At 60.1% G+C, this 24041-nt stretch carries 25 protein-coding genes and 1 pseudogene; 14 read left to right on the top strand and 12 right to left on the bottom strand.

Features of this window, described 5'->3' with window-relative positions:
- Positions 1–81 precede the first annotated feature (81 nt).
- The 4 genes from ATB98_RS02645 to ATB98_RS02635 all read right to left on the bottom strand — a co-directional run bounded on the left by ATB98_RS02645 (position 82) and on the right by ATB98_RS02635 (position 3111).
- A complete protein-coding gene (locus ATB98_RS02645) occupies positions 82–411 on the bottom strand; it encodes a hypothetical protein (RefSeq protein ID WP_066868651.1) in 330 nt (109 codons plus the stop codon).
- Positions 412–479: 68 nt separating this feature from the next.
- Positions 480–764 (bottom strand): DUF6527 family protein, encoded by a 285-nt coding sequence (locus ATB98_RS30510; RefSeq protein WP_407695279.1) that lies wholly within the window; start codon positions 762–764, stop codon positions 480–482.
- An 83-nt stretch (positions 765–847) separates the two neighbouring features.
- Positions 848–2260: a ThiF family adenylyltransferase gene (locus ATB98_RS02640; protein WP_066868649.1), complete on the bottom strand. Its 1413-nt coding sequence runs from the start codon at positions 2258–2260 to the stop codon at positions 848–850.
- On the bottom strand, positions 2257–3111 hold the full coding sequence (locus ATB98_RS02635) for a multiubiquitin domain-containing protein (protein ID WP_066868647.1): 855 nt from the start codon (positions 3109–3111) through the stop codon (positions 2257–2259). The genes ATB98_RS02640 and ATB98_RS02635 overlap by 4 nt, the downstream gene beginning before the upstream one ends.
- 173 nt (positions 3112–3284) lie before the next feature.
- On the opposite strand from ATB98_RS02635, the gene ATB98_RS02630 reads away from it, so the two are divergent.
- Genes ATB98_RS02630 through ATB98_RS02610 form a run of 5 tightly spaced genes read left to right on the top strand, consistent with a single transcriptional unit; the run spans position 3285 to position 6597 of the window.
- The gene (locus ATB98_RS02630; RefSeq protein ID WP_066868645.1) at positions 3285–3479 is read left to right on the top strand and encodes a transcriptional regulator; all 195 of its coding nucleotides are present in this window, start codon (positions 3285–3287) and stop codon (positions 3477–3479) included.
- 3 nt (positions 3480–3482) lie between these two features.
- Complete coding sequence (locus tag ATB98_RS02625) at positions 3483–4097, top strand: hypothetical protein (RefSeq protein WP_066868643.1); 615 nt, start codon at positions 3483–3485, stop codon at positions 4095–4097.
- An 8-nt stretch (positions 4098–4105) separates the two neighbouring features.
- Entirely contained in the window at positions 4106–4597 is a 492-nt protein-coding gene (locus ATB98_RS02620; protein ID WP_066868641.1) for a helix-turn-helix domain-containing protein, read from the top strand.
- A complete protein-coding gene (locus tag ATB98_RS02615) occupies positions 4542–5516 on the top strand; it encodes an ImmA/IrrE family metallo-endopeptidase (RefSeq protein WP_153435858.1) in 975 nt (324 codons plus the stop codon). The genes ATB98_RS02620 and ATB98_RS02615 overlap by 56 nt, the downstream gene beginning before the upstream one ends.
- Positions 5517–5529: 13 nt before the next feature.
- Complete coding sequence (locus tag ATB98_RS02610) at positions 5530–6597, top strand: DUF3800 domain-containing protein (protein ID WP_066868637.1); 1068 nt, start codon at positions 5530–5532, stop codon at positions 6595–6597.
- A 92-nt stretch (positions 6598–6689) separates the two neighbouring features.
- On the opposite strand, the gene scpB is transcribed toward ATB98_RS02610, so the two are convergent.
- Both scpB and ATB98_RS02600 read right to left on the bottom strand, forming a co-directional pair.
- Positions 6690–7346, bottom strand: a complete 657-nt coding sequence (gene scpB / locus ATB98_RS02605; protein ID WP_066868635.1) for an SMC-Scp complex subunit ScpB — start codon at positions 7344–7346, stop codon at positions 6690–6692.
- 2 nt (positions 7347–7348) lie between these two features.
- Positions 7349–8302: a DUF1403 family protein gene (locus tag ATB98_RS02600; protein WP_066868633.1), complete on the bottom strand. Its 954-nt coding sequence runs from the start codon at positions 8300–8302 to the stop codon at positions 7349–7351.
- Positions 8303–8426: 124 nt separating this feature from the next.
- On the opposite strand from ATB98_RS02600, the gene ATB98_RS29410 reads away from it, so the two are divergent.
- Positions 8427–9560: a site-specific integrase gene (locus tag ATB98_RS29410; protein ID WP_066868631.1), complete on the top strand. Its 1134-nt coding sequence runs from the start codon at positions 8427–8429 to the stop codon at positions 9558–9560.
- Positions 9561–9758: 198 nt separating this feature from the next.
- On the opposite strand, the gene ATB98_RS02590 is transcribed toward ATB98_RS29410, so the two are convergent.
- The 6 genes and pseudogenes from ATB98_RS02590 to repA form a co-directional block, all read right to left on the bottom strand.
- The gene (locus tag ATB98_RS02590; RefSeq protein WP_066868629.1) at positions 9759–10667 is read right to left on the bottom strand and encodes an ImmA/IrrE family metallo-endopeptidase; all 909 of its coding nucleotides are present in this window, start codon (positions 10665–10667) and stop codon (positions 9759–9761) included.
- Positions 10668–10765: 98 nt separating this feature from the next.
- Positions 10766–11367: pseudogene (locus tag ATB98_RS28680) on the bottom strand (transposase); the annotation flags it as partial.
- Between the two features lie 42 nt (positions 11368–11409).
- Positions 11410–11763: a hypothetical protein gene (locus tag ATB98_RS02575; protein ID WP_066868627.1), complete on the bottom strand. Its 354-nt coding sequence runs from the start codon at positions 11761–11763 to the stop codon at positions 11410–11412.
- Between the two features lie 1363 nt (positions 11764–13126).
- A complete protein-coding gene (gene repC / locus ATB98_RS02570) occupies positions 13127–14341 on the bottom strand; it encodes a plasmid replication protein RepC (protein ID WP_066868625.1) in 1215 nt (404 codons plus the stop codon).
- Between the two features lie 155 nt (positions 14342–14496).
- Positions 14497–15519, bottom strand: a complete 1023-nt coding sequence (gene repB, locus ATB98_RS02565) for a plasmid partitioning protein RepB (RefSeq protein WP_066868622.1) — start codon at positions 15517–15519, stop codon at positions 14497–14499.
- Positions 15516–16730, bottom strand: a complete 1215-nt coding sequence (gene repA, locus ATB98_RS02560) for a plasmid partitioning protein RepA (protein ID WP_066868656.1) — start codon at positions 16728–16730, stop codon at positions 15516–15518. The genes repB and repA overlap by 4 nt, the downstream gene beginning before the upstream one ends.
- Before the next feature lie 366 nt (positions 16731–17096).
- Between repA and traI the strand changes: the two genes are divergently transcribed.
- The 8 genes from traI to trbL are packed head-to-tail and all read left to right on the top strand — an operon-like array spanning position 17097 to position 24028.
- Positions 17097–17729: an acyl-homoserine-lactone synthase gene (gene traI, locus ATB98_RS02555; protein WP_066868620.1), complete on the top strand. Its 633-nt coding sequence runs from the start codon at positions 17097–17099 to the stop codon at positions 17727–17729.
- Positions 17726–18697, top strand: coding sequence for a P-type conjugative transfer ATPase TrbB (gene trbB, locus ATB98_RS02550; RefSeq protein ID WP_066868618.1), 972 nt, complete (start codon positions 17726–17728; stop codon positions 18695–18697). The genes traI and trbB overlap by 4 nt, the downstream gene beginning before the upstream one ends.
- A complete protein-coding gene (locus ATB98_RS02545; protein ID WP_066868616.1) occupies positions 18687–19079 on the top strand; it encodes a TrbC/VirB2 family protein in 393 nt (130 codons plus the stop codon). Before trbB ends, ATB98_RS02545 begins: the two co-directional genes overlap by 11 nt.
- Positions 19072–19371 carry a conjugal transfer protein TrbD gene (locus ATB98_RS02540; protein ID WP_066868615.1) on the top strand — a complete coding sequence of 100 codons (300 nt, stop codon included), beginning with the start codon at positions 19072–19074 and terminating at the stop codon, positions 19369–19371. The genes ATB98_RS02545 and ATB98_RS02540 overlap by 8 nt, the downstream gene beginning before the upstream one ends.
- Positions 19372–19379: 8 nt before the next feature.
- The gene (locus tag ATB98_RS02535; protein WP_066868613.1) at positions 19380–21848 is read left to right on the top strand and encodes a conjugal transfer protein TrbE; all 2469 of its coding nucleotides are present in this window, start codon (positions 19380–19382) and stop codon (positions 21846–21848) included.
- Positions 21820–22629, top strand: a complete 810-nt coding sequence (trbJ, locus tag ATB98_RS02530) for a P-type conjugative transfer protein TrbJ (RefSeq protein ID WP_066868611.1) — start codon at positions 21820–21822, stop codon at positions 22627–22629. Before ATB98_RS02535 ends, trbJ begins: the two co-directional genes overlap by 29 nt.
- Complete coding sequence (trbK, locus tag ATB98_RS02525) at positions 22626–22850, top strand: entry exclusion protein TrbK (RefSeq protein WP_066868609.1); 225 nt, start codon at positions 22626–22628, stop codon at positions 22848–22850. Before trbJ ends, trbK begins: the two co-directional genes overlap by 4 nt.
- The gene (trbL, locus tag ATB98_RS02520) at positions 22844–24028 is read left to right on the top strand and encodes a P-type conjugative transfer protein TrbL (RefSeq protein WP_066868607.1); all 1185 of its coding nucleotides are present in this window, start codon (positions 22844–22846) and stop codon (positions 24026–24028) included. Before trbK ends, trbL begins: the two co-directional genes overlap by 7 nt.
- The last annotated feature ends 13 nt before the right edge of the window (positions 24029–24041 follow it).

Raw genomic sequence — 24041 nt, 5'->3', positions numbered from 1 at the left:
TGTGCGCATGCGCCACTCTCGCATATGCACACGCCAAAGGGAATCCAATACGGACTCTTATGTTAGGCGGAAACCACTAGATCAGTCCGCGGATGCAAGTCTCGGCTCCATGTTCCGGAGCACCCTATGAGCTGTAGCTTGGCTGACATCCTTGATCGAGTTGACGCCGGAGAGGGCATCTCTCAACCCATCATAGGCGCGCAGCTCGTTTGCAAGCTGTACGGCTTGCGGCGTCATCTCAGGAGAGATTGCCCGTGAATTGTCTGCCAGTCGTCTCGCTTGGTGCAATACGTCATCAAAATGGCGCGAGAGAGTAAGGGGTACTTCCTGGCTGCCCCGGTCGATCAAAACCAGCGCCAACCGGAATAGCTCAAGACGCCGGCTTGTTTCTGACGGCATGGCCGCAAGCATGGTGACCCCCAACTCCGCCGAATCTAAGCGAGCATAACTCGGCAAAGTTGAGTGTGGAAGAAGAATCACTAATTTTCTGGAAAAGTCCCTCCACTATCTTTGCACCATTCCACGCGACCGTTGCGCATCCAAAAATGGCAGCGGCAGCCATCCACCCTGCGAACTGAAGGATGAATACTGGGTCGTCCCAGCCAATCACTGGTGACGGCCCAGCGCGGTCTGCGGTCGGGGTTGAGCGAAAGAAGAAGCGATGTCCCGCAGCGCGAGGGACATTGAAACGTGACCCATTTCGGCCGTTGCGACGGTCCAACGACAACAGCCGTCCCAGCGGGAAGTTCTTCCGGCGCGGGCATATCGAGGCTAGAGGATACCAGGAAATCTGGCCTCTCGATAAGCCCGAGCCAAACGAGCATTTTGACGAACGCGCGACGGATCATCATCCTGCCCTCCCGAGAAAGGGCTGGACGTCGCCGAGACCGTGAACACGATCTGAGCCACAGATGCGACACGGCTCTTTCTTCGCACCTGGCCTAAAATCCTCGAGGAGATGGAACTTCCGAACTCGATTGGCAACGGCGCTCTCCACGCCTCGAAACTGATTTACACGCTGGATCAACTCCTCGATGGCCATCGTCGCAACGGAAGTCGTGAAGGAAATGACCGCAGGCGACGGATTACCCTCCCCCCGGACATAGGCTTCAGCCTTACGCCGCTCGAACTCTTCTGGATCCGTTCGGCGAAGTGCCTCCTCCGCCGCGACGCTGGCGTCGACGATGCGCCGGCAAACGAGGCAGCTGCACCCCGGCTCGATTATCGTCGCCCGGCCGTCGGCTACGAGGCACGCGATGCCGTGTCGCTCCGTTACCCGCAGCGCGAGCCCGACGTCGATGACGGGGATGAGGTAGTAATATGCCAGTCTGTTGAGGAGGAGCCGGCCATCGTGGTCATCTGTGCACCCGAAGATCAGATCCATCGACTTCAGCGCGTCGCGGCATTCGGCAGAGCCAATCCAGCTGTCGTACGTTGCGACTTCCGTTCCGAGACCCATGCGCTCAATTTCGCGCTTCGCGACCGCGACCTTTTTCACGCCCTCTTCGGCATCCTGCCACGTAGCGCCATAGAGACGATTGAGGTTGGAATGCTCGACCCGGTCGGGGTCAAAGACCGCAACGTGCCTCACCCCCAATCGCGGCAGCTGTTGCAGCATTGGGCTCCCTGTTCCCCCTGCTCCAACGACGCCGACCCGCAAATGGCGCATCAGCTTCGTAAATCCGGCCCCCAGCGCAAGCTCCTGACGGACCAACGCGGGATCGGAGGTGGCTTCGGGCTCCGCAAAAAATGTCGTCACGCAGTTGCCGCCGATTGTCCGTGCGTAACTGAGGTTGGTTACGATCGTCGGCGACGACCATACACGGCCGGCAACGAGCTTTCCGCCGACGAGCAGCAGGCTAGGCATCAGGGCCTCGTCACCATTGCGATTTTGCGCCAGCCGAACAAGCTCGGCTTCATTCCGGTCGTCCTGTTGCGAGAAGTGCGCGGGGCCGCCCGGATGTGAGTGAGCGATTCCCAACTGGAGCCCTTCGCGATCGGCACGGGCCAGCAGTTCGACAAACCTCCTGGTGCTCCAGGAAATGTGCTGATGGTCGGCCGACTTAATTTCATCATCTTGGACGGGAAGAACCTCTTTGACCAGGAGCCGCAGGCGCGGCAGATGATCAAACGGGTCGTCGGCGATGCGCGAGGTGCCGAACAGCACATATGCTGCGTGCTCCAAGCCATCCGTGCGGCAGAGTTCTTCACCGAGCAAACCAAGGTGCCGGTTGTTGATAGTGAGGTCGGTCGCGATCATGCTGCAATCTCCAGGGCGCGCTCGATGCGGCGGAGCATCGTCCAGATGCCGTCGACACCGGGTCGCCAGGCATTGTTGTGGCGCGACCACCGCTGCCACGACTTACCGCTGAAGGCGTGCGGCTGATCAGCCGCATTGGGATAACGCTGACTTGTCGCGAGCCTGACCCAAGGCATCAGGTAGAACATGTCCGGTGCACAGTCGGGATACGCGGGCGGGAGCAGGATCAGGACGTCGGCTGCGCCCGCGTCGAAGCGCGACGGCGGCAGGCTCCAGCCCTTCAGGACGACGGCCTTGGTGTTCCCTTGGACTATCTCTTCGAAGGCAATGCCCTGATTTAGGAGGTATTCCCGATCCTCGGGCGGGAGCACTACTGCTCCCGCGCCTTCGGTAGTGGTGTCGATACCGGTAAAGAAACGCTCGGCTCCGTCACCCTGCAGGTCGACCTTTTCCTTGTTGCCGATCAGGCGGTCGTCGCCAAGGCGCTGGGCCAGCCAGACACCGTACGAGTTCGGGTCGACGCCGGCGAGGCGCTTCAGCTGAAGGCCGGAGATGAAGGGAAGACCCCATTCGAACTTGCGGCCGTCGAGAACGAAACGGAACGAACGGTCGCTCTTGAAGGTGATGAACTGCTCGCGACCCGCGCGGCGCAGGTCGACGCTTTCGTCCGGGCGAATCTCTTCCAGCTGGCCATCGTCGAGTTCCTGAAACAGGAGATGTTCATCCGTGGGGAAGAGCTTCGCCTTCTGAAGGATCTGCTCGCCAGTGACGATCGGATCGCTGAAGGTGAAGGGGTTGCCGTCGATCTTGGTGTCGAAGGTGAGACGACGCTCGAGAACATTGTCAGTCATGGGAGGACCTCATGTTGCCGACAAGGCGACCATCGCCTCATCCGCATCCTTAAATAATAGCTATTTTTTAGCTATTCAATAGCCACTAGATGAATTTTTTTTGTTGACTATTTCAGTAAAATATATATCTTCCCAGAGTCCAATTACCGCCGGAGGATACCGTGAAGAAAACGATGACGCTCAATCTCACTGACACCGAAATGCAGGTTTTGCAGGATCTCTGCGATAAAAAAGACCTGTCAAAGACGGCAGTGCTTCGCCAGGCGCTCAGGCTGTATCAGCTTGTCGATGTGCGCCTTGAACAAGGTGGAAAGCTCTTCTTCGAGGATGAAGCCAAGAAGGAGAAAGCTGAACTCATGGTGCTATAAATCGTGACATCCTACCCAGTTTTCCTGACCGACAAACGCACCGGTGAGCCGGTGGCTGCGGAACTCATTGAGACCATAAGCGAGGCTGACCTTCGCTCGGTAGAGACCGAGTGGAAGCCGGTCACCAACGCGAAAATCAGAGCGCTCATGGCCAAAGGCCTGAGTCCTGCAGATTGGCCGGAAGGCTGGCATTGGAAGTGGAGAGACAAGGTGACCGCGATCAACGGCCTGCTTGCTTTCCGGACTTTTGCGCTTCGTTGTGAAGGCAAACTACAGGGCTTGATGCAGCTCAACACTGCTCGCGCACGCTGCCGTGTTCCCGAACAGGCAGGTAAGGACCTGGTCTATGTTGATTATATCGAGACAGCTCCTTGGAACCGCACGGCCATTGTAGACACCCCCCGTTTTGGTGGCGTCGGTACGATCATGATCCGCGCTGCGATTGAAGTCAGTCGAGACCACGAATTGCGCGGTCGCATCGGCCTGCATTCCCTACCGAGTGCAGAAGCCTTCTATGCGAATGTCTGCGGCATGACCGATCTTGGCCTCGACGGAACCTACGAAGGATTGAGATACTTTGAGATGACGTCGGTCCAGGCCGACGCATTCTCAGGATAGGAACAGCCATGAAACTCGAAATCACGAGGGAGTGGTTCGAACGGAGAGCCAAGCAGGAAGGCGATCTTGAGATTTCCGCCGGCCGGCTCGCCAGGGACCCGACCCCAGACGAAACCGACATTGAACCCGCTGTCGTGGACACCGCGGACCCGATGCGCATGGCGTTTGGTTCGCTCGTCGAAACCATGCGAAGACGTCGCGGACTAACGATCGAGAAGCTTGCCGAGCGGATCGATCTAGATGCCGGCGATATCATGCGGATAGAGCGCGATGCGCATTTCCGGCCAGAGCCGAGGGCGGTGTATCGCCTCGCGGAAACGTTCGACCTGCCACACAAGGCCTTGCAGCAACTTTCCGGCAACACGGTTGCCCGACCGGGCTTGCAGGAGCAGGCGCTACGCTTCGCCGCTCGATCCGGCGAGTCTCCGCAGAAGCTGTCACGCGATGAACAGCAGGCTCTCGAAGAGTTCGTCGCGTATCTGCAAAAGCAGCAGGGCTGACAAAGTGCGCAACATTATCCTCAGCCGCTCGACGGCCTCCGACATCGATAGCCAGGTCAACAAGGTTCTACGTGGACTTGGAAATCCGGAGCCACCACTGCGGCTCGAGGATGTGCGCGAACTCTTAAAGCTCGATCGCGGTTACTATTCCAGTACCGACGACAGTTTTCTCCGCGAAACCATCAGCAAACTCACCGTGGCCGGGACGCAGGTTCTGAAGCGCCCCGGCCTTCTTTTAGAGGCTGTCCGGAAGTTCGATTTGCGCGCGCTATACCTTCCGGATCGCAAGCGTATACTGCTGGACCAGGCCCAACCTGATGCCAAGCAGCGTTGGAACGAAGCGCACGAAATCGGCCACAGCATTTTGCCATGGCATGAAGACTTGATGCTCGGCGACCATGAACAATCGCTCACCCCAGGGTGCCATGCGCAGATTGAGGCGGAAGCCAACTATGCCGCCGGTCAGCTTCTCTTCCTTCAATCCCGTTTTCGAGTTGCCGCGAACGACTCAACTCCAAGACTCGACTCGATCCGAGCCTTGAAGGGCCGTTTCGGAAACACCTATACGACTACATTTTGGCGGTTCATTGAGGATTCACACAAGGATGTGCCGATGATCGGCCTGATCGGAAGCCACCCTCGCTTTCCGAAAGAGGCAAATGGTGCCATTTTCCGGCATGTGGTCGAATCGCCCGCCTACAGATTGATGTTCGACAGCCTCTCCCTTGACCGGCTCCGCAGCGAGATATTGACGTACTGCCAGTACAGGAAGGCAGGGCCACTAGGCTCATGTGAAGTGAGCATCACCGACAAACGCGGCGAACGTCATGTTTTCCTCTTTGAGTCCTTCAGCAACACCTATGACTGCCTGACACTGGCGACGTATCAGCGTCCACATGCACGCGTCGTCGGGTTCTGACAGGAGGCGGAAATTGTTCACCTACGCTGATGAGACCGGCAACTCAGGCCGGAACATCTTTGACCAGAACGAGCATTTCCGGTTAGGCGCGATCCTCGCCACAACGGATATCGCCCCTGCTGTACATGAAGCCATAGTTCCCTTCCTTAAGCAGAATGGTGTCGAGAGAGTCCACGCTCACGAGTGGCCTGAAAAGGAAGTGGCTGAGCTTGGTCACAAAACGCTGGACGCGATCGAAAAATGTGGTCCGTGGTCGTTCAATCTGACTGAAATCCACAAGCCGTACATGGCACCGACCAAGTTCGTTGACGTGATATTCGACGCCGGAGAGAACAAGGAGGTCCCGGGTGATTGGTATTGGGACGAGCTTAATCGACACGTGCTCTGCCTGACGATCGATCGCGCGATGTCGCTTCAAGCGGCGAAAGAGTTCTGGGTGTCCTACCTCACCGACAACATCGCTGGCATCCTACAGTCGCTGGAACTCATTGATAAGGCGATCAAAGCAGCCGACATCGCGCCTCAGGTTCGGGAGGTAATCATCGCGGCGTTCAAATTCGCACGCAGCCATCCGGACGCGTTCACGCTCAATCACACCTCGAAGAGGAAAGGCTATCAGGCAAGTTCACCCAACGTTGTCGCGTTCACCCAGCTGTTCCAAGCGATACACGAATTCGCTGCACAACATAAGTGTTCGCCGCAAAAGCTCGTCCACGATAGGCAAGATGAGTTCCGCGCTGCCCTCGCAGAATCCTATAAGTATTTTGGCAGCGTTATCTGGCAAGATTCCAAAGACGGTCGTTTTCCGTCCGCCAAACTTGCGGAATACGACCTAGCGAGCTTCGAGATGCCTTCATCGAATGACAACGCTGGCCTGCAGGCAACTGATATCCTCTTGTGGGCCTCGCAACGAAAACCGAAATCAAAGGAGTTGGGGCTGCTGAAGTTCCGAATGAGGGAAAACACCACCGACTTTTTTCTGTCGAGGCGAATGTCCGAATTAATCGTACACATGCATCTGCTTCGCAAAGAGCGAGAGCGGATCAGGGGGGCATCCGGCCCCGACGAACAGCCATGGTAGTTAGTATCCGCCCAAACGCGCTCAGCCGCTACACGACTGCCTAATTCAGTCCTCATCCTTGCCACTCATTGTCTCATCGACAATGCAAGCATCTATGCGCCCCCTGCCATATCCCTCCTGCTGAACAATCCCGCATCCTCGAGAGCCTCGACGTCAGGCAAATCCCGCAGCGTCTCCATTCCGAAGGCCGACAGAAAGTGCTTGGTCGTCACATAGGTATAGGGCGCTCCCGGCGTCGGGCTGCGCGGCCCCGAGGCGAGGAAGCCGGCACCCCGCAGCGCAGCAACCGTGTCGCGGCTGACTTCCTTGCCGAAGATCTTCGACAGCTCGCCGCGGGTGACCGGCTGGAAATATCCCACCGCCATCAGCACCATTGCCTCGAACTCCGACAACGCCGCTGCCCCTCCCCGCGTCGGCGCGGTGGAGGCGCGAATGGTCTCACCGAACCGCGACCGAGTGCGATGTTGCCAACCGCCGGCGACCGACACGAGCTCATACGGCCGATCGCGCAATTCTTCGCGGAGATCGTCGATCAGCAGATCGATGCTGCAGTCTTTGCCGACCACCCGCGCCAGCGTCTCTCGCGTCACCGGTTCGGCGGAAGCGAAAATCACCGCCTCGACCCGCAACATCCACTCCCGCCAGCGCAGTTCCGGCGGCAGATCCGCGAGTTCACGGTCATACAACACATCGTGTTGAGGATTCTTGTCCTGTCGGCGACGGGTTGTCGCTGCGCTCGTTCCCGCCATCGTCACAGCCCGTAAATCCGGAATGACGATCGGCCGGAGAGCTCGCGCACGGCGCCGAAACTCTCCAATCGTTCGAACAGCCGGGTCGCGGCCCAGCGGGAGAGATTGCTGCCCGGCGCCGACGCCGGCACGGCATCCTCCTCGAGCAGCCTTACGATGACCGCGCCCGCGCCCTTGGTCCGGACTTTCGGCGCCACGACCATAAGCGTCTCGGCACGACGAGCGACATGACTCGCCGACCGCAGGGCGTTGCCTGCTCCCTCGACGAGTGCTAGGCAGACGGCGCGCGGGAAACCGGGTTCGCCGGGACGGACGCGTCCCCTGCCCCCGAGCGTCCGGAAAGCCGGGCCGTAGCGCTCGGCCATCAGCAGCGGCACGGGCCGGTCCCATTTCAGCATCGCAGCGATGAGCAAATCGGCAAGCGCCCAGGCCAAGGGCTCGGCGTCGGGGCGCTCGACAACAATCGCCGTCACCAGCACCGCCGCCGCAAACGGCGCCGGGCGGCCGGACTGCAGCGCCGCGTCCACGAGATCAGGAACGGCAGCCAATCCGTCGTCCCACGACAGCCCGAGCAGTTCGGCCAATTCGGCGATGGTTTTCGAGGAAAACCCCAGTTTGCGAGCCGCGAGCCTTTTGTAACCCAGAAACACCCTTCCTGCGGGTCCAGGATCGTCGCCGGCTGCGGTCAGCAGCACGGCGTCGCGCAGCGCCTTTTCGTCCTCGTTACGCCCCATCAGCCGGACGGCCGTCGCGGCAGATTTCAGGGCCTGACGCGAGCGCCAGCAGCCGGCCCAGGCTGGCTCGCTTCGAACCAGATCGTCGAGAGATTTCAGAGCGATGCCGGCGGCGAAAGCCGCGTCCGCTTCCGTCAGCTCACGCCCGCGCGGAAGTGCCCAGGCTGGGAGGTGGGCCGGCGGCGAGAGCGTCGGAACAGCGGGGTTGGCGAGCGAATCCATGCCGCATAGCATATATCGGATGTGCAGTTTCTGCTATCCATTTCCGTCAAAACCGCACTGCTTGTCTTGATCATATAATGACCGATAAGATTGCCTTATCGTTCGTTTTGCTCATTATAGAGAAATGACCCGAATCGTCGAAGAAAACAGCGAAAATCACGCTCCGGAACACTCAGCGCCGCCACACAGCACGGCAGTTTCCGCTGATGTTTCAGCGGCCCGGGTGTCGGCCGGGCTCCCCTCCCCTCTTCCGGCAGCGGGCACCGGCTTGCCTGCGCACCTGCAGGACCTCACCGACCGCGCCCGCACCTATGTCGAGGCGGCCTCCTCCGCCAACACCCGCAAGGCCTATGCGTCCGACTGGAAGCATTTTGCCGCATGGTGCCGGCGCCAGAACCTGCCGCCCCTCCCCCCGGACCCGCAGGTCGTCGGGCTCTACATCACCGCCTGCGCTTCCGGCACGGCTGAACGCGGCATGAAGCCGAACACGGTCTCCACCATCGAGCGGCGCCTCGCCGCCATCGGCTGGAACTGCGCCCAGCGTGGCATGCCGCTCGACCGCAAGGACCGCGCCATCGCCACCGTCATGGCCGGCATTCGCAACAAGCACGCCGCCCCGCCCCGGCAGAAGGAAGCCATTCTACCGGAAGACCTGATCGCCATGCTGGAGACGCTCGATCGCGGTTCCCTTCGCGGCATGCGGGATCGGGCGATGCTGCTGATCGGTTTCGCCGGCGGCCTGCGCCGCTCGGAAATCACCGGCCTCGACCTCGGTCGCGACCAGACCGAGGATTCTTCGGGCTGGATCGAGATCCTCGACAAGGGCCTGCTCGTCACCCTGCGCGGCAAGACCGGCTGGCGGGAGGTGGAGATCGGCCGCGGCTCCTCCGACGCCACCTGCCCGGTCGTTGCCATCGAGACCTGGATCAAGTTCGCAAAGATTGCGAAAGGCCCCCTCTTTCGCCGCGTCACCGGCCAGGGCAAGAATGTCGGACCGGATCGTCTCAACGACCAGGAGGTGGCGCGCCTCGTCAAGAAGGCGGCGCTGGCCGCCGGCATACGCGGCGATCTTCCCGAGATCGAACGGGGATTGAAGTTTTCCGGCCACTCGCTGCGCGCTGGCCTTGCTTCGTCGGCCGAGGTTGATGAACGCTATGTCCAGAAGCAGCTTGGCCACGCCTCTGCCGAAATGACCCGACGCTATCAGCGCCGGCGCGATCGTTTCCGCGTGAATTTGACCAGAGCTTCAGGGCTATGACAGGCCCCTACCTATATGACTATCGCGGCGAGATCGAGGAGATTGTCGCGCGCTAGCGCCTGTAGGTAGTAACTAGCTTGATTCTTCTCGATTCTCGCAGCGAATTTTTTTTTTCAGTTTGTTGTGTCTAGTCCCACTCGCAACGTCTGTGACCGGGCGAGCCTAGTTGTAGTCTTCGCCTTGAACTACATGCGTCCGCTAAATGCAGGCCTGACTTATCCTGGTCTTGTTCTCGATCTGGCGTTCGATCAGCGTTGGAGAGACGGCGAATTCGTTGGCAATCGAGAAAATGTCACGCTTATCATTTTGCATCGACATCACTTCGTCGACTGGCGCGAGGAATTCTGCAGCGAAGGCGCGGCCTGCAGATTGGCGATAAGCATGCTGTAGTCCGTTGATTGGAGCTATCTTGGTCTCAGGAAAGCAGGCGGCATCTCCTATCGCTCGCGCCATTGCGAACAGATGAGATGTCCGTGCCTCCGCGGAATCGCCGTGGTTTCGCAGATGGACGTGGACTCCGTCCGGCCGCTCTCGCCGGAGCGCATTGATACCATCCACCTTTGGCGCAAGCGAATAGCTCTGGCCCGCGCCAAAGCGCTCCGCAAGATGCTTGAATGACGTAAAGCGATGGTTCTGCTCCAGTTCGCATGCTCGACGCATCGACCGCGCCCGACGATACCCCAAGGCCCATGCCGGCTCCCCATCTCGCGTAGGGGCAACAGTTGTAACGTCCGCAACTATATCCCTCAGCTCTGCAAGCCGATAGCTACCGGCTGCCGTCTTAGCCATCCTCCGGACCCACCCAAGCAGCTTTTCTTTGTCAGTACCTATAGAGCCGGAGACAAACTCTATGAGCGCTTCCCTATCCAGGAAAAGTCCTTCAGCTTCTTCGATGAATGAGGCGATCTCGTCGGAAATCTGATAGGGGTCCAGGCCGAGACTTCCAGCTGCCTCACAGAGGGCCTTTTCTTCATCGACCTTGCTGGAGGCACGTACTCGATCCCACCGGAGATGGGCACTCGTATCCCCTATCCCTCTCGCTGAGAGGCGATCCAGAACGTCCTGAATGAAAGTGGCCAGCCAGCTCTCACCTTCTGCGCGGGTCATTATTTCGACCATACCACCCCAGAAGCGAACGTCCGGATTGTCATAGGCACGCTGGTGAGCACTGACTTCAAACGCCGCACCATCGAACTGCAGGCGGACATCGGGATCAGTATCGGTGCTCGTGTGCCTATCGCTCGCTTGCGACCGCCGCGCTTGCGCACCGTCAGCTTCTCCTCCCGATAGAGCCGGAAGAGCTTCTTGTGGTTCACTAGGTGTCCCTCGCGCCTGAGCAGCACATGAAGGCGTCGATAGCCGAAGCGGCGGCGTTCATGCGCCAACACCTTCATTCGCTCGCGAAGGCCCTGATCGTCGCTGCGCCTGGTTTCGTACCGCATCGTCATCCGGCAAAAGCCGATGGCTTTACACGCCCGCCGTTCGCTCATCCCATGGTGACCCATCAGATGCGCGACAGCGTTCCGCTGGGCTGCGGGCGTCACCACTTCTTTCCCAAAAGGTCTTTCAAAGCTGCATTGTCGAGCATCGCATCCGCCAGAAGCCGCTTCAGCTTCGTGTTCTCGTCCTCCAGCGTCTTCAGCCGCTTGGCTTCCGACACCTCCATGCCGCCGAATTAGGCTTTCCATTTATAGATGCTGGCATCGCTGACGCCGTGCTTGCGGCAAAGCTCCGCGACAGGCGTGCCCGCCTCGTGCTCCTTCAGAATGCCGATAATCTGTTCGTCTGTGAAACGGCTGCGCTTCATTCTCTGGTCCTCTCAATGGGCCAGAGCTTACTTCAAAATGGATTATTTCAACGGGGCAAGGTCAGCAAAACCAAACCAGAACTGACCGTTCTCATCTCTATACCAGATATGCTTGGGAAATGTCTTGTCACCTTCGAAATACCGCAGTTGGTGATTTCGAAGCGCGTCTCTAACCCATTTGGTGGCAGTATCGCGCTCATTTTCGGTCGCCTTGGGGCAAATCGTGGTCAGTTCCTTTTTCGGTCTCGTCGGCTTGCCATACTTGTCCAGTCGAGCAAGAGGCATGCCACCCCACCACCGCACGATCTTGTGTTCTCCACTTCCGACGTAGCAGGCTGCCGTAATCTCGGCCTCACTCAAAGGCACGCGTTCGGGGATCTGCGTTGGACGGGCCATTACTTTGTCTCGAATCGATTGAGCCCGAGCTTCGGGACATGAAGGCACGTCGGGCGACGAGCCGCTCTAATACAAATCTCCCCCGAAATCTATGCGGCGTTCTAGAACTGTCTGCCTTCACAGCATCGAATCTCAACAGCATGGCGAGATGCTCAGACCTCTGGGGAGCTGGGCTCGGAGGACAATGCTGCCTTCACCCGTGTGGAGGTCGGTATTTCAACCCTGCTCACGATTTCAAATAATGATCGTACTCTTCAAGCGCGACTGTTCGGCATAGATGCTGTATCGCCTCAGCCAGAAGTTTCATCTTGGGCGTCGCGATTTCTCTAAGCCCTCCCTCCGTCGAATTGGTCACGAGGACCACGACAGTCAGATCAGTAAGAAGCGTTTATAACTGATCGCTGCAGACTCGCTTGTCGCCGTCCGGCTCGATCGTGTCGCGCGCTCAGTCAACCAACCACCCGAGATGATCGAGGATCTGGCACCGAAAAAACGCGGATTCTCCGACGACCGAAGGCTTGTATTTAGGCCGCAAAGTCCGAGGGAAAGGTGCCGGGCAACCCGGGCATCCGTGAAAGACGCCCCAAGGCATGTGCCAAGACGACGTCGTTGCACAAAGCGAACCACGGCCAACGCATCCAGGCTTCCGCTACACAATACCTCCAAGTCCTGGGCGCTAATCACCAGCGGCCGATAACAAAAAGGCGTTCATAGCAATTTTGGCCTCAGCAAGCTCTTAAACAGCGGGGCCAACATCCCGCTGAAGTTGGTTTCCAAGTCGCCCCGGAGCTAAGATTAGCCGGAACAGGAACCGCTCTAAAGAGCCTTTTCTTTTCAGCTTATTAGCTCCGTGGTCAGCTGACCACCACCGAAGCACCTTCGCCGCTCCGAGCTGCGACGGTATGGCCTCTGCGATTCAGCCGTCAAAGTCTTCCGGTCCTTCATTGCTTTCTACCAGGGCTTCATCAGCGGACGCAGGGAGGATCCTCAGCACTCGCTCTCATGTTAGCTGCTGCGGCCTCGCAACTGTCTCGAGGCAGTCCGGTCCTCTGACCTCTTAACCCGGGGAGAAAGTCGTCAATTGCGCCATCAGAGCGGCGCACCTTCCCTGGCCTCCGCCGCGAGGTTATGGCGACCAGGAGCGGGCGTAGCCTATATCGCGGGCTCGCGTCATGGGGGTCTGATACCACAGCGAGAAGATGCACGTCGAACCCGCGTAGTCGCTAAACCGAAAGGTTGTCATAAAAAGCTTTTGGTTTTCAATTACTTAGAGCGGTGGTCAGCTGACCACCATAAAAATGACTTCGATGCTTCCATGCACCGCTCCAGCAGCATTGGATTTGAAGGTCGCTCTCATCGAAGCCTACCCAGCCTGCAAACTCCCCTGCCCGTTGGCCCTCAACAACGCCATTATCATCGGACCAATTGAAAACTCTCCTCGCTCTGTGCGCCTTGTGAGATCCCGCAGATAGCCGCCAGCCGAGTTGATGAAATTCGCACGCTCCAAGATGCAAGCGACCGCCACGGCTGCATTTTCCGGCCCCATAGCCTCGCAGGCCTCCTGATAGGCCGACGCGCTTATGCGCAGCGTAGATCTAACGACCACCGCCGCCGACTTCAAATCGCGCCAGTTCCCGATTGCGCCGCCCGGTCCATAGTCCGATACCGTCGGGCACGCCTTCAACACCACACCCAGCGGGAACACCTTTATCGGCTCGCTCTTCGGCCGGCGCATTTTGCTCGGCTTCGCTCCCAGCTCCTTCCCAGAGCTAGGTTCAAGTTCATAGGTGGATTCGGGATTTGAATTCTGTATGTGCTGCTCATGATGAGCAGCATTGGTGCTACTATTTCTGGAATCTTCCTGCATTTCCAACCGTTTGATTACCTCCTCGCGAAGCATCTCCATTTCCTCGATGATCCTCGTAACATCGGCAAGCGTCGGAACGCGCGGAATTCTACCCACAAGCGCCACATAGATGTCTTCGAAAGCTTGCCAGTCGCCTTCGGCACCCTCTTCCATAGCGGCCGTGATCAGCTTGCGGACGTCGCGTCGGCAGATCGTCAGGTTCTCCTTGGCTTTCCTGAACGCCGCTCTGTTGGCCATTACTTGCTGCGCCATCACCTCCAACTCTTCGGACCGTGCCAGGAGCGGCGACAAGTCGAAGCCGAAGGCGCTCTCAATCTGGCCGTCGCTGTCCTTCCGGGCGTAGCGCTTTCCATTGGCGCTATCCTTTCGGACGATTAGACCCGCTTCCACCAGGATGGCGATGTGTCTGCGCAAAGTCGCGCCCGCCATCGCATGCGCTCGAAGTGCAAGCTGAGCATTTGAGGGGAAGACGATCAGTTGTGCGTCCTGCCTCAACTCATTCTCAGGATAGAAACTCAACAGCGCATCAAGAACCGCGAGGCTATTGGACTGGATCCCGAGCAGTTCCATGGCGGCGGACGCATCCCTGAATACCTTCCACTTGTCCGCAGTCTTGCCTTGTCTAATATCAGCCAAAGCCGCCTGGCGCCGCGCGAGCGCGAGCGTCATCGGCCGCCGCCCGAATGGCGTCGTCACACTTCCCATCTGCATCGTCTTTCACCTTTCAGCAGGCAAAAGAAATCCGCTCACCAAAACGGCGCCAAAGACTCTTGACGAAGATTCGAGGAAATGCGATTCTGTTCGTGCTAAAGAGACAGAAGGGCTTCCACGACGGCAACGTTGAGGGGGCTCTTTTCTTTTGCGGGTTAGTCTCCTTGTTTCCGTTGATGCTTTGCACGGTGCGCTTGATAAAGTGCCGGCAAATGCTCGAGTACGAAGGCGGCAAAGTCTGGCGTGGCTTTCCTGTCGATCGTGATCTCCAGCTTGCTCTTGCTCTGTGTCACCTGCGCAAGTCTGTCCCCGTCCGGGGTCGACATGACGTCCGGAAGCCCACGCGCGATCCGACGCGGTTTCAGGTGGCCGATCACCGCCTTGAACCGGTCTGGCGATGGCAGCGCCTGCACCTCTGCGGAGGCCGCAAATTTGATCGCGTCCGACGGAGAAGCTGCCGTCTCGACCAGTTCTGCCAATTGTTGCCAGCTGGGGCGTCCAACTCCTGGCGCCGCGCCAATGGCGTCGATAAGCTCGGAGGGGAGGGCGTCGACAAGCAGGAGCATCTTCGACAGATTGCTTTTATCGATCGACATGGCAGCGATGACGATCTCTCGTGAAAACTGCTTATTTAGTCGATGTGCGAACCGCGCCTTTTCGATAAAGGTAAGATCTTCACGCTCGTTGTTTTCCTGACCCTGCGCTACGACAAGTTGCTCGTCCGTCAGGTCGCGAACGACTGCCTTTACAGGAAGACCCAGGTCTGAAACGGCACGCAGCCGCCGGTGGCCAAAGGCAACCTGATATCGGCTGGGTTGGTCAGGATGAGGTCTCACGAGGATCGGGACCTGCTGCCCTTGCTCGCGGATTGAAGCAACGAGCCCATCGATGTCCCCTTGCATGCGATCCTGCACGAAAGAGGGCTCGATGGACGAGGCGTCCAGTTCAATCACAGCCTGGCCTTCAGCAAGACGCCGCTCAATCTCCTCCGCGCGGCCAAGACGATCGTTCTGCTCGCGCAGTGCGTTGCCTATATTCGCGGTCAGCTTCGTTGACGGGTCGCGCTCTTTCCTTACTACGCCGAGAAGCGGCAGGGAGCGGCTCTTTGCCGTCCGGTTGTCTGCTGATGACGTATCAGGTGCGTCGGTTGAGACTCCGAGGATGTGCTTGCGGCTCATGTCGGTCTACCCCATGCTTTTTTAATCAGGCTTTCGATCTCGTCGTTGACGGCGTTCATCGCCTCCAAAGCCCGATCATAGGTCGACCGCGTAAACTGGCTGCGCTCGACTTCAAAAAGGGTCTGGTTGGTCAGGCCTGCGTCCGAAACCGCCGTCGTCTTAAGCATCGGGAAATTCAGAACGTTCTCACCAAAGATTGACCGCAGATAGCCGACCATCTGGTTTTGCGGTCCATCGCTTGGTTCGAAACGCGTTATCAGGTAGCGCATCCAGTTGAACTTGAACTGGGCGCCGGCGTTCTCAATTTCCCGCAGCAGGTTCGATGTCATCGCCAGGAACTGGTTCATCGACATCACGTCCAGCATCTGCGGGTGCACAGTGACCAGGATGGAGGTTGCCGCCGTCAATGCCGAAAGCGTGAGGTAGCCTAGCTGGGGAGGGCAGTCGATGACGACAACGTCGTAGTTGTCGGCGATGTCTTCAATGACTTGACTGATCCGACCGTAGAAGAGCGTGTCGCCTTCCTTCCGCTTCATCAGGGCACGCGGGGTGTCGTGCTCGAATTCCATCAGTTCGAGGTTACCTGGGATCAGGTGGAGATCGGGAATATAGGTTCCGCGGACGACTTGCTCGACCGGTACCTGTTCCTCATCGTACCTGATGGCGCCGTAAAGCGTTTCGTTTGGACCCACGTCCGTTTCCGGTTGACTGCCGAAGAGGGCGGAAAGGCTTGCCTGAGGATCGAGATCGATTGCTAGAATGCGGTACCCGCGCATTGCCAGGTACTGTGCGAGATGGGCGGCGGTGGTCGTCTTGCCCGAGCCACCTTTGAAATTCATCACCGAAATAACCTGAAGTTGCTCGCCGTCTCGACGATGCGGCAAGTAGCGTCGGTTGCCACGGCCGACCTGGTCCATGTGCTTGCGGATTGCGTGGATGTCTTCAATCGAGAAAGTCCGCCGACCTCCCGGGCTCATGCTGACGTTCAGCTCTGGCATTTCAGAAGCGGTTTGTCGCAGATACGATTCACCGACGCCCAGCAGCTTTGACGCCTCCGATGGCGCAAAGGTTCGAATGCCTTTCTCGGACGTCGGAGGAAACACCTTGAGATGATGTGCTTGAAGTTGGCTGGAGAGGGCGTCGGCGTGACGCTCCATTAGTGCGGTCAACCCTTCAGGTACGGGCGCTGTTTTCGCGGCGGTCTTCGCCATCTCAAAACCCATTTCTTGCCAGTGGCGATATTTTTCGCGAAACCCGTAAAGTTCCGCCAGTGACAATAAGCGTGGATTCTGGTCGGCGAGCAAGAGCTTTTTGGTTAACGAGAAGTTAACAGAACCGCTGCGAACTTTTCGCGTACGCCGATTCATCCATATACATCCGTAGGTTAGCTCCGCCTTCGAAGCTGGCGGCTTCGAGCCGGAAATGCGGATCTGCATGTCTCATCCACATGTTCATTGATCTCATCCACGGCACTAAAGCCCGATTCGGCAGAATCACCGAGGTGCAAAATTGCACGTAGCCACGGCCGAGTCGTGGTGATTGATAGATGCGCAATCAGATTCTCAACGGAGTGAATCATGCGCATTTTCGTCGTTTCGCCAGACCTCTACGAGCGGCATCGCGGCCTGCTGACACAGATGCACCGCCTGCGTGCTCAGGTCTTCGGGTCCCGCCTGGGTTGGGACGTGGAGGTCACCGCCGACGAGGAACGCGATGAGTACGACAGGCTCGGGCCAACCTACATCCTGGAGATCGACGCGACTGACCGCGTTGCCGGCTGCGCCCGTCTTCTGCCCGCGTCCGGCCCGACCATGCTTCAGCAGACCTTCCCGCAGCTGTTGAGGGAAGGGCATCTCGACGTTCATCCGGGAATGATCGAGAGCTCGCGCTTCTGCGTCGATACCAACCTCGAGGCGGGTAGGGGAGGGGGCCAGCTGCACCTTGCGACGCTCACCATGTTCGCCGGGATCATCGAATGGTCGATGGCGAACGGCTACGACGAAATCGTCACCGCGACCGATCTCCGCTTTGAGCGAATCCTCAACCGGGCCGGATGGCCGATGCGTCGCCTCGGCGAGCCGGTGGAGATCGGCAACACGATCGCCGTCGCGGGAAGCCTGCCAGCGGATCGGGCCAGTTTCGATCGGCTTTGCCCAGCAGACTACAAGTCGAACATCACGGGCATCCTCGGGTCGAGGAGTGCCGCGTGACTCAGCTGCGTTCTCATTCTCGCCTTGTGCGCAAGCTCCAGGACGCGCTCGGCGATCAGCTCTGCGTCGCGCTCGATGATGCCAGCGTCGTCGAGATCATGCTGAACCCGGACGGCAGGCTGTTCATCGAACGTTTGGAGCAGGGCGTGGCGGCGGCCGGGGCAATGAGCCCGGCCGCCGCGGAAGTGGTCATCGGGAGTGTCGCGCATGCGCTGCAATCGGAGGCCGACGACGAGAGGCCAATTATTTCCGGCGAGCTGCCGATCGGGGGACACCGCTTCGAGGGCCTGCTGCCTCCGGTCGTGTCGTCGCCGGCCTTCACGATCCGAAGGCGCGCGTCCCGGCTTATTCCGCTCGAAGAGTATGTGAGGTCGAAGGTAATGACCGAAGCGCAGGCCTCGGTGCTGCGCAATGCGATCGCATCGCGCCTGAACATCGTGATCTCAGGTGGCACTGGATCCGGAAAAACGACACTCGCCAATGCGGTCATCGCCGAGATCGTTGCCAATGCGCCGGACGATCGGATGGTGATCCTGGAAGATACCGCCGAGATCCAATGCGCCGCGGAAAACGCGGTGCTGCTGCACACGAGCGACACGGTCGACATGGCGCGGCTGCTCAAGAGCACGATGCGGCTGAGACCCGATCGAATCATTGTCGGCGAGGTGCGCGACGGCGCAGCACTTACTCTTCTGAAAGCCTGGAACACGGGCCATCCGGGCGGCGTCACGACGGTTCATTCCAACACGGCGAGCTCCGCCTTGCGCCGACTCGAGCAGCTGACCGCGGAAGCAAGCCAGCAGCCGATGCAGGAGGTAATCGGCGAGGCGGTCGATCTTGTCGTCTCGATCGAACGGGCGGGGAAGGGGAGACGGGTCCGCGAGATCATCCACGTCGAGGGCTTCAGCAATTCCCGCTACCGGACCGAACACTATGCACAGGTCGATGAGGACAGCCATGTCGCGTAATAGACCCATCATCCTCGCCGGCGTCGCGCTGGCGTGCCTTTCCATGATGCTGGAGCCGGCGCTCGCCTCCTCCGGCGGAGGCCTGCCCTGGGAATCGCCACTCCAGCAGATCCAGCAGTCGATCACAGGGCCGGTCGCCGGCTTCATTGCGCTGGCGGCCGTTGCGATCGCCGGCGGGATGCTGATCTTTGGCGGCGAGCTCAACGACTTCGCGCGGCGGCTTTGCTATATCGCGCTTGTCGGCGGCGTGCTGCTCGGCGCCACCCAGATCGTGGCGCTCTTCGGGGCGACCGGCGCATCCATCGCCTCGGCCAGGACGCCGTCGCCGCGCGAGATCGCCAGCTTATCCTCCCATACGGAAGGGGAGGGAAGCCATGGCTGAGCCGGCCTCCACGCTTTCCCATTCGCGCATTCACCGGGCGCTGTCGCGACCGAACCTGCTGATGGGCGCCGATCGCGAACTGGTTCTCCTGACCGGACTTGCCTCGGTCATCCTGATCTTCGTCGTGCTGACCTGGTATGCGGCGCTTTTCGGCTTTGCGGTCTGGCTCGTGACGCTTGCCGCACTTCGAATGATGGCGAAGGCCGATCCGCTGATGCGCCGGGTCTATCTCCGGCATGTATCCTACCGCGCCTATTACCGGCCGACCTCGACGCCCTGGCGGCGCTATTGAGGTCCGAAATGGCTGCACTCAAGCGCTTCCGGCATTCCGGACCATCGTTTTCCGATCTCGTTCCCTATGCGGGGCTGGTCGAAAACGGCGTCATCCTGCTCAAGGACGGCTCGCTGATGGTCGGCTGGTATTTTGCCGGTCCCGACAGCGAGAGCTCGACCGATGCGGAGCGGAACGAGGTCTTGCGGCAGATCAATGCAATCCTTGCCCGCCTCGGCTCGGGCTGGATGATCCAGGTCGAGGCGGTGCGGGTGCCGACCGAAGACTACCCGGCCGAGTCGGACTGCCATTTTCCGGACCCCATAACCCGGGCGATCGATGCCGAGCGGCGCGCGCATTTCCAACGGGAGAAGGGCCATTTCGAAAGCCGGCATGCGCTTATCCTGACCTGGCGACCGCCGGAGACGCGGCGCTCCGGCCTGACGCGCTATGTCTATTCGGACGCGGCAAGTCGATCCGCGACCTATGCGGACAAGGCGCTCGACACCTTCGTCACCTCGATCCGCGAGGTCGAGCAATATCTCATGAACGTCGTGTCGATCCGACGGATGATGACGCGCGAGGTGGAAGAGCGCGGCGGATACCGCATCGCCCGCTATGACGAACTCTTCCAGTTCATCCGCTTTTGCATCACCGGCGAAAACCACCCCGTTCGGCTCCCCGAGATCCCCATGTATCTCGACTGGCTGGTCACGGCCGAGCTCCAGCACGGGCTGACGCCGATGGTTGAGAACCGCTATCTCGGCGTCGTCGCCATCGACGGACTTCCGGCCGAGAGCTGGCCGGGTATCCTCAACGCGCTTGACCTGATGCCGCTCAGCTATCGCTGGTCCTCACGCTTCGTCTTCCTCGATGCCGAGGAGGCGCGGGCGAAGCTCGAGCGCACCCGCAAGAAATGGCAGCAAAAGGTGCGGCCGTTCTTCGACCAGCTCTTCCAGACGCAGAGCCGGTCGATCGACCAGGACGCCATGATGATGGTGGCGGAGACCGAGGACGCGATCGCGGAAGCCTCGTCCGAGCTTGTCAGCTACGGCTACTATACGCCCGTCATCGTGCTCTTCGATGAGGAGCAGGCACGCCTCCAGGAAAAGTGCGAGGCGATCCGCCGGCTGATCCAGGCGGAAGGGTTCGGCGCCCGGATCGAGACCCTGAATGCAACGGACGCCTTTCTCGGCAGCCTGCCGGGAGTTTCTTACGCCAATATCCGCGAGCCACTGATCAATACGCGCAATCTCGCCGATCTCATTCCGCTCAATGCTGTCTGGTCGGGAAGCCCAGTGGCGCCGTGCCCCTTTTACCCGCCTGGCTCGCCGCCGCTGGTGCAGGTCGCAAGCGGATCGACGCCGTTCCGGTTGAACCTGCATGTCGACGATGTCGGCCACACGCTGATCTTCGGGCCGACCGGCTCGGGCAAGTCGACGCTCCTCGCGCTGATCGCAGCACAGTTCCGGCGCTACGCCCGAGCGCAGGTCTTCGCCTTCGACAAGGGCCGCTCGATGCTGCCGCTGACGCTCGGTCTCGGCGGCGACCACTACGAGATCGGCGGCGAGGAGAACTCCTCGCCAAGTGGGGAGGGGAGGGGGCTCGCCTTCTGCCCGCTTGCGGAACTTGCGACGGACGGCGATCGCGCCTGGGTGTCCGAATGGATCGAGACGCTGGTGTCGCTGCAGGGTGTGACGATCACCCCGGACTATCGCAATGCCATCTCGCGGCAGGTCGGGCTGATGGCACAGTCTCGTGGCCGTTCGCTCTCGGATTTCGTCTCCGGCGTGCAGATGCGTGAGATCAAGGACGCGCTCCATCACTATACGGTTGACGGTCCGATGGGCCAGCTGCTCGACGCCGAGGAGGATGGGTTGTCGCTCGGCGCCTTTCAATGCTTCGAGCTCGAGGAGCTCATGAATATGGGCGAGCACAATCTCGTGCCGGTTCTGACCTACCTGTTCCGAAAGATCGAGAAGCGCCTGACCGGCGCGCCAAGCCTCATCATCCTCGACGAGGCATGGCTGATGCTCGGCCACCCGGTCTTCCGCGACAAGATCCGCGAATGGCTGAAGGTGCTGCGCAAGGCCAATTGTGCCGTCGTGCTCGCGACGCAATCGATTTCGGATGCGGAGCGCTCCGGCATCATCGACGTGCTCAAGGAATCCTGCCCGACGAAAATCTGCCTGCCGAATGGGGCGGCGCGCGAGCCGGGCACGCGGGAGTTCTACGAGAGGATTGGCTTCAATTCCCGTCAGATCGAGATCGTCGCAACGGCACTGCCGAAGCGCGAATATTACGTCGCCTCGCCCGAGGGCCGCAGGCTATTCGACATGGCGCTCGGCCCGGTCGCGCTCTCCTTCGTCGGCGCATCCGGCAAGGACGACCTCAAGCGAATCCGCGCGCTTCATTCCGAACACGGGGCCGACTGGCCCCTCCATTGGCTCCAACAGAGGGGGATCGCCCATGCCGAAACGCTTCTTTCGTCCACGTGAGTTCATGACTGCCGCAACGCTCACGGCGACCGTCATCGTAGTCAGCCAGCCCGTCTCCGTCCAGGCCGGCGGCGTCACGGGCCAGGCAACCGAATGGACCCAGCTTGCCAACAATGCCGAGCTGATTTCGCTGGTCGGCAAGTCGGCCGAGCAGGTGAATAACCAGATCACGCAGATCAACCAGCTGGCTCAGCAGATCCAGAACCAGCTGAACATCTACCAGAACATGCTGCAGAACACGGCGCAGCTGCCGAGCCATGTCTGGGGACAGGTGGAGAGCGACCTGCAGCAATTGCAGAGCATCGTCGCTGAGGGGCAGGGGATCGCGTTTTCGATGGGTAATATCGACGACGTGATGAGCCAGCGGTTTCAGAGTTACGGGAATTTCAGGACGACACTGCCCGACAATGCGACCTTTTCGAGCTCCTACCAGACCTGGTCGAACACCAACCGCGACACGATCGCCGGCACGCTGAAGGCTGCGAACCTCACCGCCGAACAGTTCTCGAGCGAGGAGGCGACGATGAGTTCGATCCGCTCCATGTCGGAGACGGCAGATGGGCAGATGAAGGCGCTGCAGGTCGGCCATGAGATCGCCGCCCAGCAGGTGGCGCAGATGCAGAAGCTGCGCGGTCTCGTCTCTCAACAGATGACGATGATGGGAACCTGGTACCGGTCGGAGCAGGCGCAGAGGGACCTCGCCCAGGCGCGGCGCGAGCAGTTCTTCAGCGCCACCGAGCGGGATATCCGCGGCGGCCAGGTCATTGAGCCGCGCTGGTGAGCCCGCGTCTGATCATCGCCCTTGCACTGGCAGGGATCGCCGCACTCGCCGCGGGCGCCGCCTGGCTCGGCGTGCAGCCGCATCCCGCGGGCCAATCGGGAGCGGGCGCGGTCGTGCAGCCCGCATCCGAAGCAAAGCGCAAGGCGCACCGGGAAAAGTTCTTCAGCGGCGATCCGGAGCGGGACATTCGCGGCGGACAGGAGATGAAGCCGAGATGGTGACCGTTCGTGTCTCAGGGAAAATGGAGCTCGTCTCCATCACGATCGCGATCGTTCTCCTGGCGAGCGCTCCGGCGCTCGCGCAGCAGGGATCGGTGCTCACCACTTTGGAGAGCCACGTCGCCGCCGCCGCCAAGGGGTGGGAGACGACGGTGATGAATGCGGCGCGCTCGCTGTTCTGGATCCTCGCCGGGATCGAGGTCGGGATTGCTGCGGTTTGGCTCGCGATCAACACCGCCTCGCTTGACGGCTGGTTTGCCGAGCTCGTCCGGCGCGTGCTGTTCATCGGCTTCTTCGCCTTCGTCCTCGACCAGGGGCCGAGCGTGGCGAAAGCGGTCGTCGACAGTCTCTATCAGATCGGCGCCGGCGGCGGCTCGGCTTCGCCCGCCAATATTTTCGACGCCGGCATTCGCGTCGCCTCGAAAATGTCCGAACAGGCGAAGTTCGGCCTCTTCGAGGACAATGCTCTGGCGATTGCCGCCGTCTTCGCCATGGTCGTGGTGGTCATCTCCTTCAGTCTGGTCGCCGCGATCTTCATCGCGGTGATGGTGGAGATGTATGTCGGGCTGCTCGCCGGCATGATCATGCTCGGCCTCGGCGGCTCGTCTTACACCAAAGACTTCGCGGTCAAATATCTGGTCTATGCCTTCTCAGTCGGCATGAAGCTGATGGCACTCGTCATGATCGCCAAGATCGGTTCCGATGTCCTGCTCGGTCTGGCGGAGACGCCGACGGCGACATCCGAGCAGTTCATCACGACGCTGGCGATCGCAGGCATCTCGGTCGTGGTCTTCGTCATCGCCATGTATGTGCCGCCGATCCTGCAGGGCGTCGTCCAGGGCGCTTCGGTTTCGGGCGGAATGGAAGCGATCCGGCATGGCGGCCAGGCCGCGAGCTTTGCCGCCGGCGCCGCCTTCCTCGGCGCGGCCGCTGCCACGAGGGGCGTTCAGACGGCGAGTTCGGCGAGAGCGGCCGGCTCGTCCTTTGCCGGCGCGGCCCTGCGCGGCATGGCATCAGGCATCGGCAGCGCCGCAATGGCAGCCGGTTCGGCGGCGAAGGAAAAGGCCATCGCTTCGCCCGGCGCCTATGCCGGTTCGTTGCTCGGGCTCGCCAATGCCAAGCTCGACCAGACCCGGCATTCCGGCCGGCCGACGCCCCCGCCCCTCGACGAGAACAAATAAAGGCTGATGAGAC

It is taken from the genome of Sinorhizobium saheli (assembly GCF_001651875.1).
In the GTDB taxonomy this organism is placed as follows: Bacteria; Pseudomonadota; Alphaproteobacteria; order Rhizobiales; family Rhizobiaceae; genus Sinorhizobium; species Sinorhizobium saheli.
The sequence above is the reverse complement of the archived record's forward strand: the minus strand, read 5'-3'. Positions and strand labels throughout refer to the sequence as shown.

Coding starts and splice junctions, on each gene's coding strand:
- ATB98_RS02645 (WP_066868651.1), bottom strand. CDS start 411: ATGCTTGCGGCCATGCCGTCAGAAACAAGCCGGCGTCTTGAGCTATTC.
- trbL (WP_066868607.1), top strand. CDS start 22,844: ATGGTGACCGTTCGTGTCTCAGGGAAAATGGAGCTCGTCTCCATCACG.
- ATB98_RS02545 (WP_066868616.1), top strand. CDS start 18,687: ATGTCGCGTAATAGACCCATCATCCTCGCCGGCGTCGCGCTGGCGTGC.
- ATB98_RS02600 (WP_066868633.1), bottom strand. CDS start 8,302: ATGGATTCGCTCGCCAACCCCGCTGTTCCGACGCTCTCGCCGCCGGCC.
- ATB98_RS02590 (WP_066868629.1), bottom strand. CDS start 10,667: ATGACCCGCGCAGAAGGTGAGAGCTGGCTGGCCACTTTCATTCAGGAC.
- ATB98_RS30510 (WP_407695279.1), bottom strand. CDS start 764: ATGCCCGCGCCGGAAGAACTTCCCGCTGGGACGGCTGTTGTCGTTGGA.
- ATB98_RS02635 (WP_066868647.1), bottom strand. CDS start 3,111: ATGACTGACAATGTTCTCGAGCGTCGTCTCACCTTCGACACCAAGATC.
- repB (WP_066868622.1), bottom strand. CDS start 15,519: ATGAGCCGCAAGCACATCCTCGGAGTCTCAACCGACGCACCTGATACG.
- scpB (WP_066868635.1), bottom strand. CDS start 7,346: ATGGCGGGAACGAGCGCAGCGACAACCCGTCGCCGACAGGACAAGAAT.
- ATB98_RS02630 (WP_066868645.1), top strand. CDS start 3,285: ATGACGCTCAATCTCACTGACACCGAAATGCAGGTTTTGCAGGATCTC.
- trbJ (WP_066868611.1), top strand. CDS start 21,820: ATGCCGAAACGCTTCTTTCGTCCACGTGAGTTCATGACTGCCGCAACG.
- ATB98_RS02640 (WP_066868649.1), bottom strand. CDS start 2,260: ATGATCGCGACCGACCTCACTATCAACAACCGGCACCTTGGTTTGCTC.
- ATB98_RS02620 (WP_066868641.1), top strand. CDS start 4,106: ATGAAACTCGAAATCACGAGGGAGTGGTTCGAACGGAGAGCCAAGCAG.
- repC (WP_066868625.1), bottom strand. CDS start 14,341: ATGCAGATGGGAAGTGTGACGACGCCATTCGGGCGGCGGCCGATGACG.
- ATB98_RS02540 (WP_066868615.1), top strand. CDS start 19,072: ATGGCTGAGCCGGCCTCCACGCTTTCCCATTCGCGCATTCACCGGGCG.
- ATB98_RS02615 (WP_153435858.1), top strand. CDS start 4,542: ATGAACAGCAGGCTCTCGAAGAGTTCGTCGCGTATCTGCAAAAGCAGC.
- ATB98_RS02575 (WP_066868627.1), bottom strand. CDS start 11,763: ATGGCCCGTCCAACGCAGATCCCCGAACGCGTGCCTTTGAGTGAGGCC.
- traI (WP_066868620.1), top strand. CDS start 17,097: ATGCGCATTTTCGTCGTTTCGCCAGACCTCTACGAGCGGCATCGCGGC.
- ATB98_RS02535 (WP_066868613.1), top strand. CDS start 19,380: ATGGCTGCACTCAAGCGCTTCCGGCATTCCGGACCATCGTTTTCCGAT.
- ATB98_RS29410 (WP_066868631.1), top strand. CDS start 8,427: ATGACCCGAATCGTCGAAGAAAACAGCGAAAATCACGCTCCGGAACAC.
- repA (WP_066868656.1), bottom strand. CDS start 16,730: ATGGCGAAGACCGCCGCGAAAACAGCGCCCGTACCTGAAGGGTTGACC.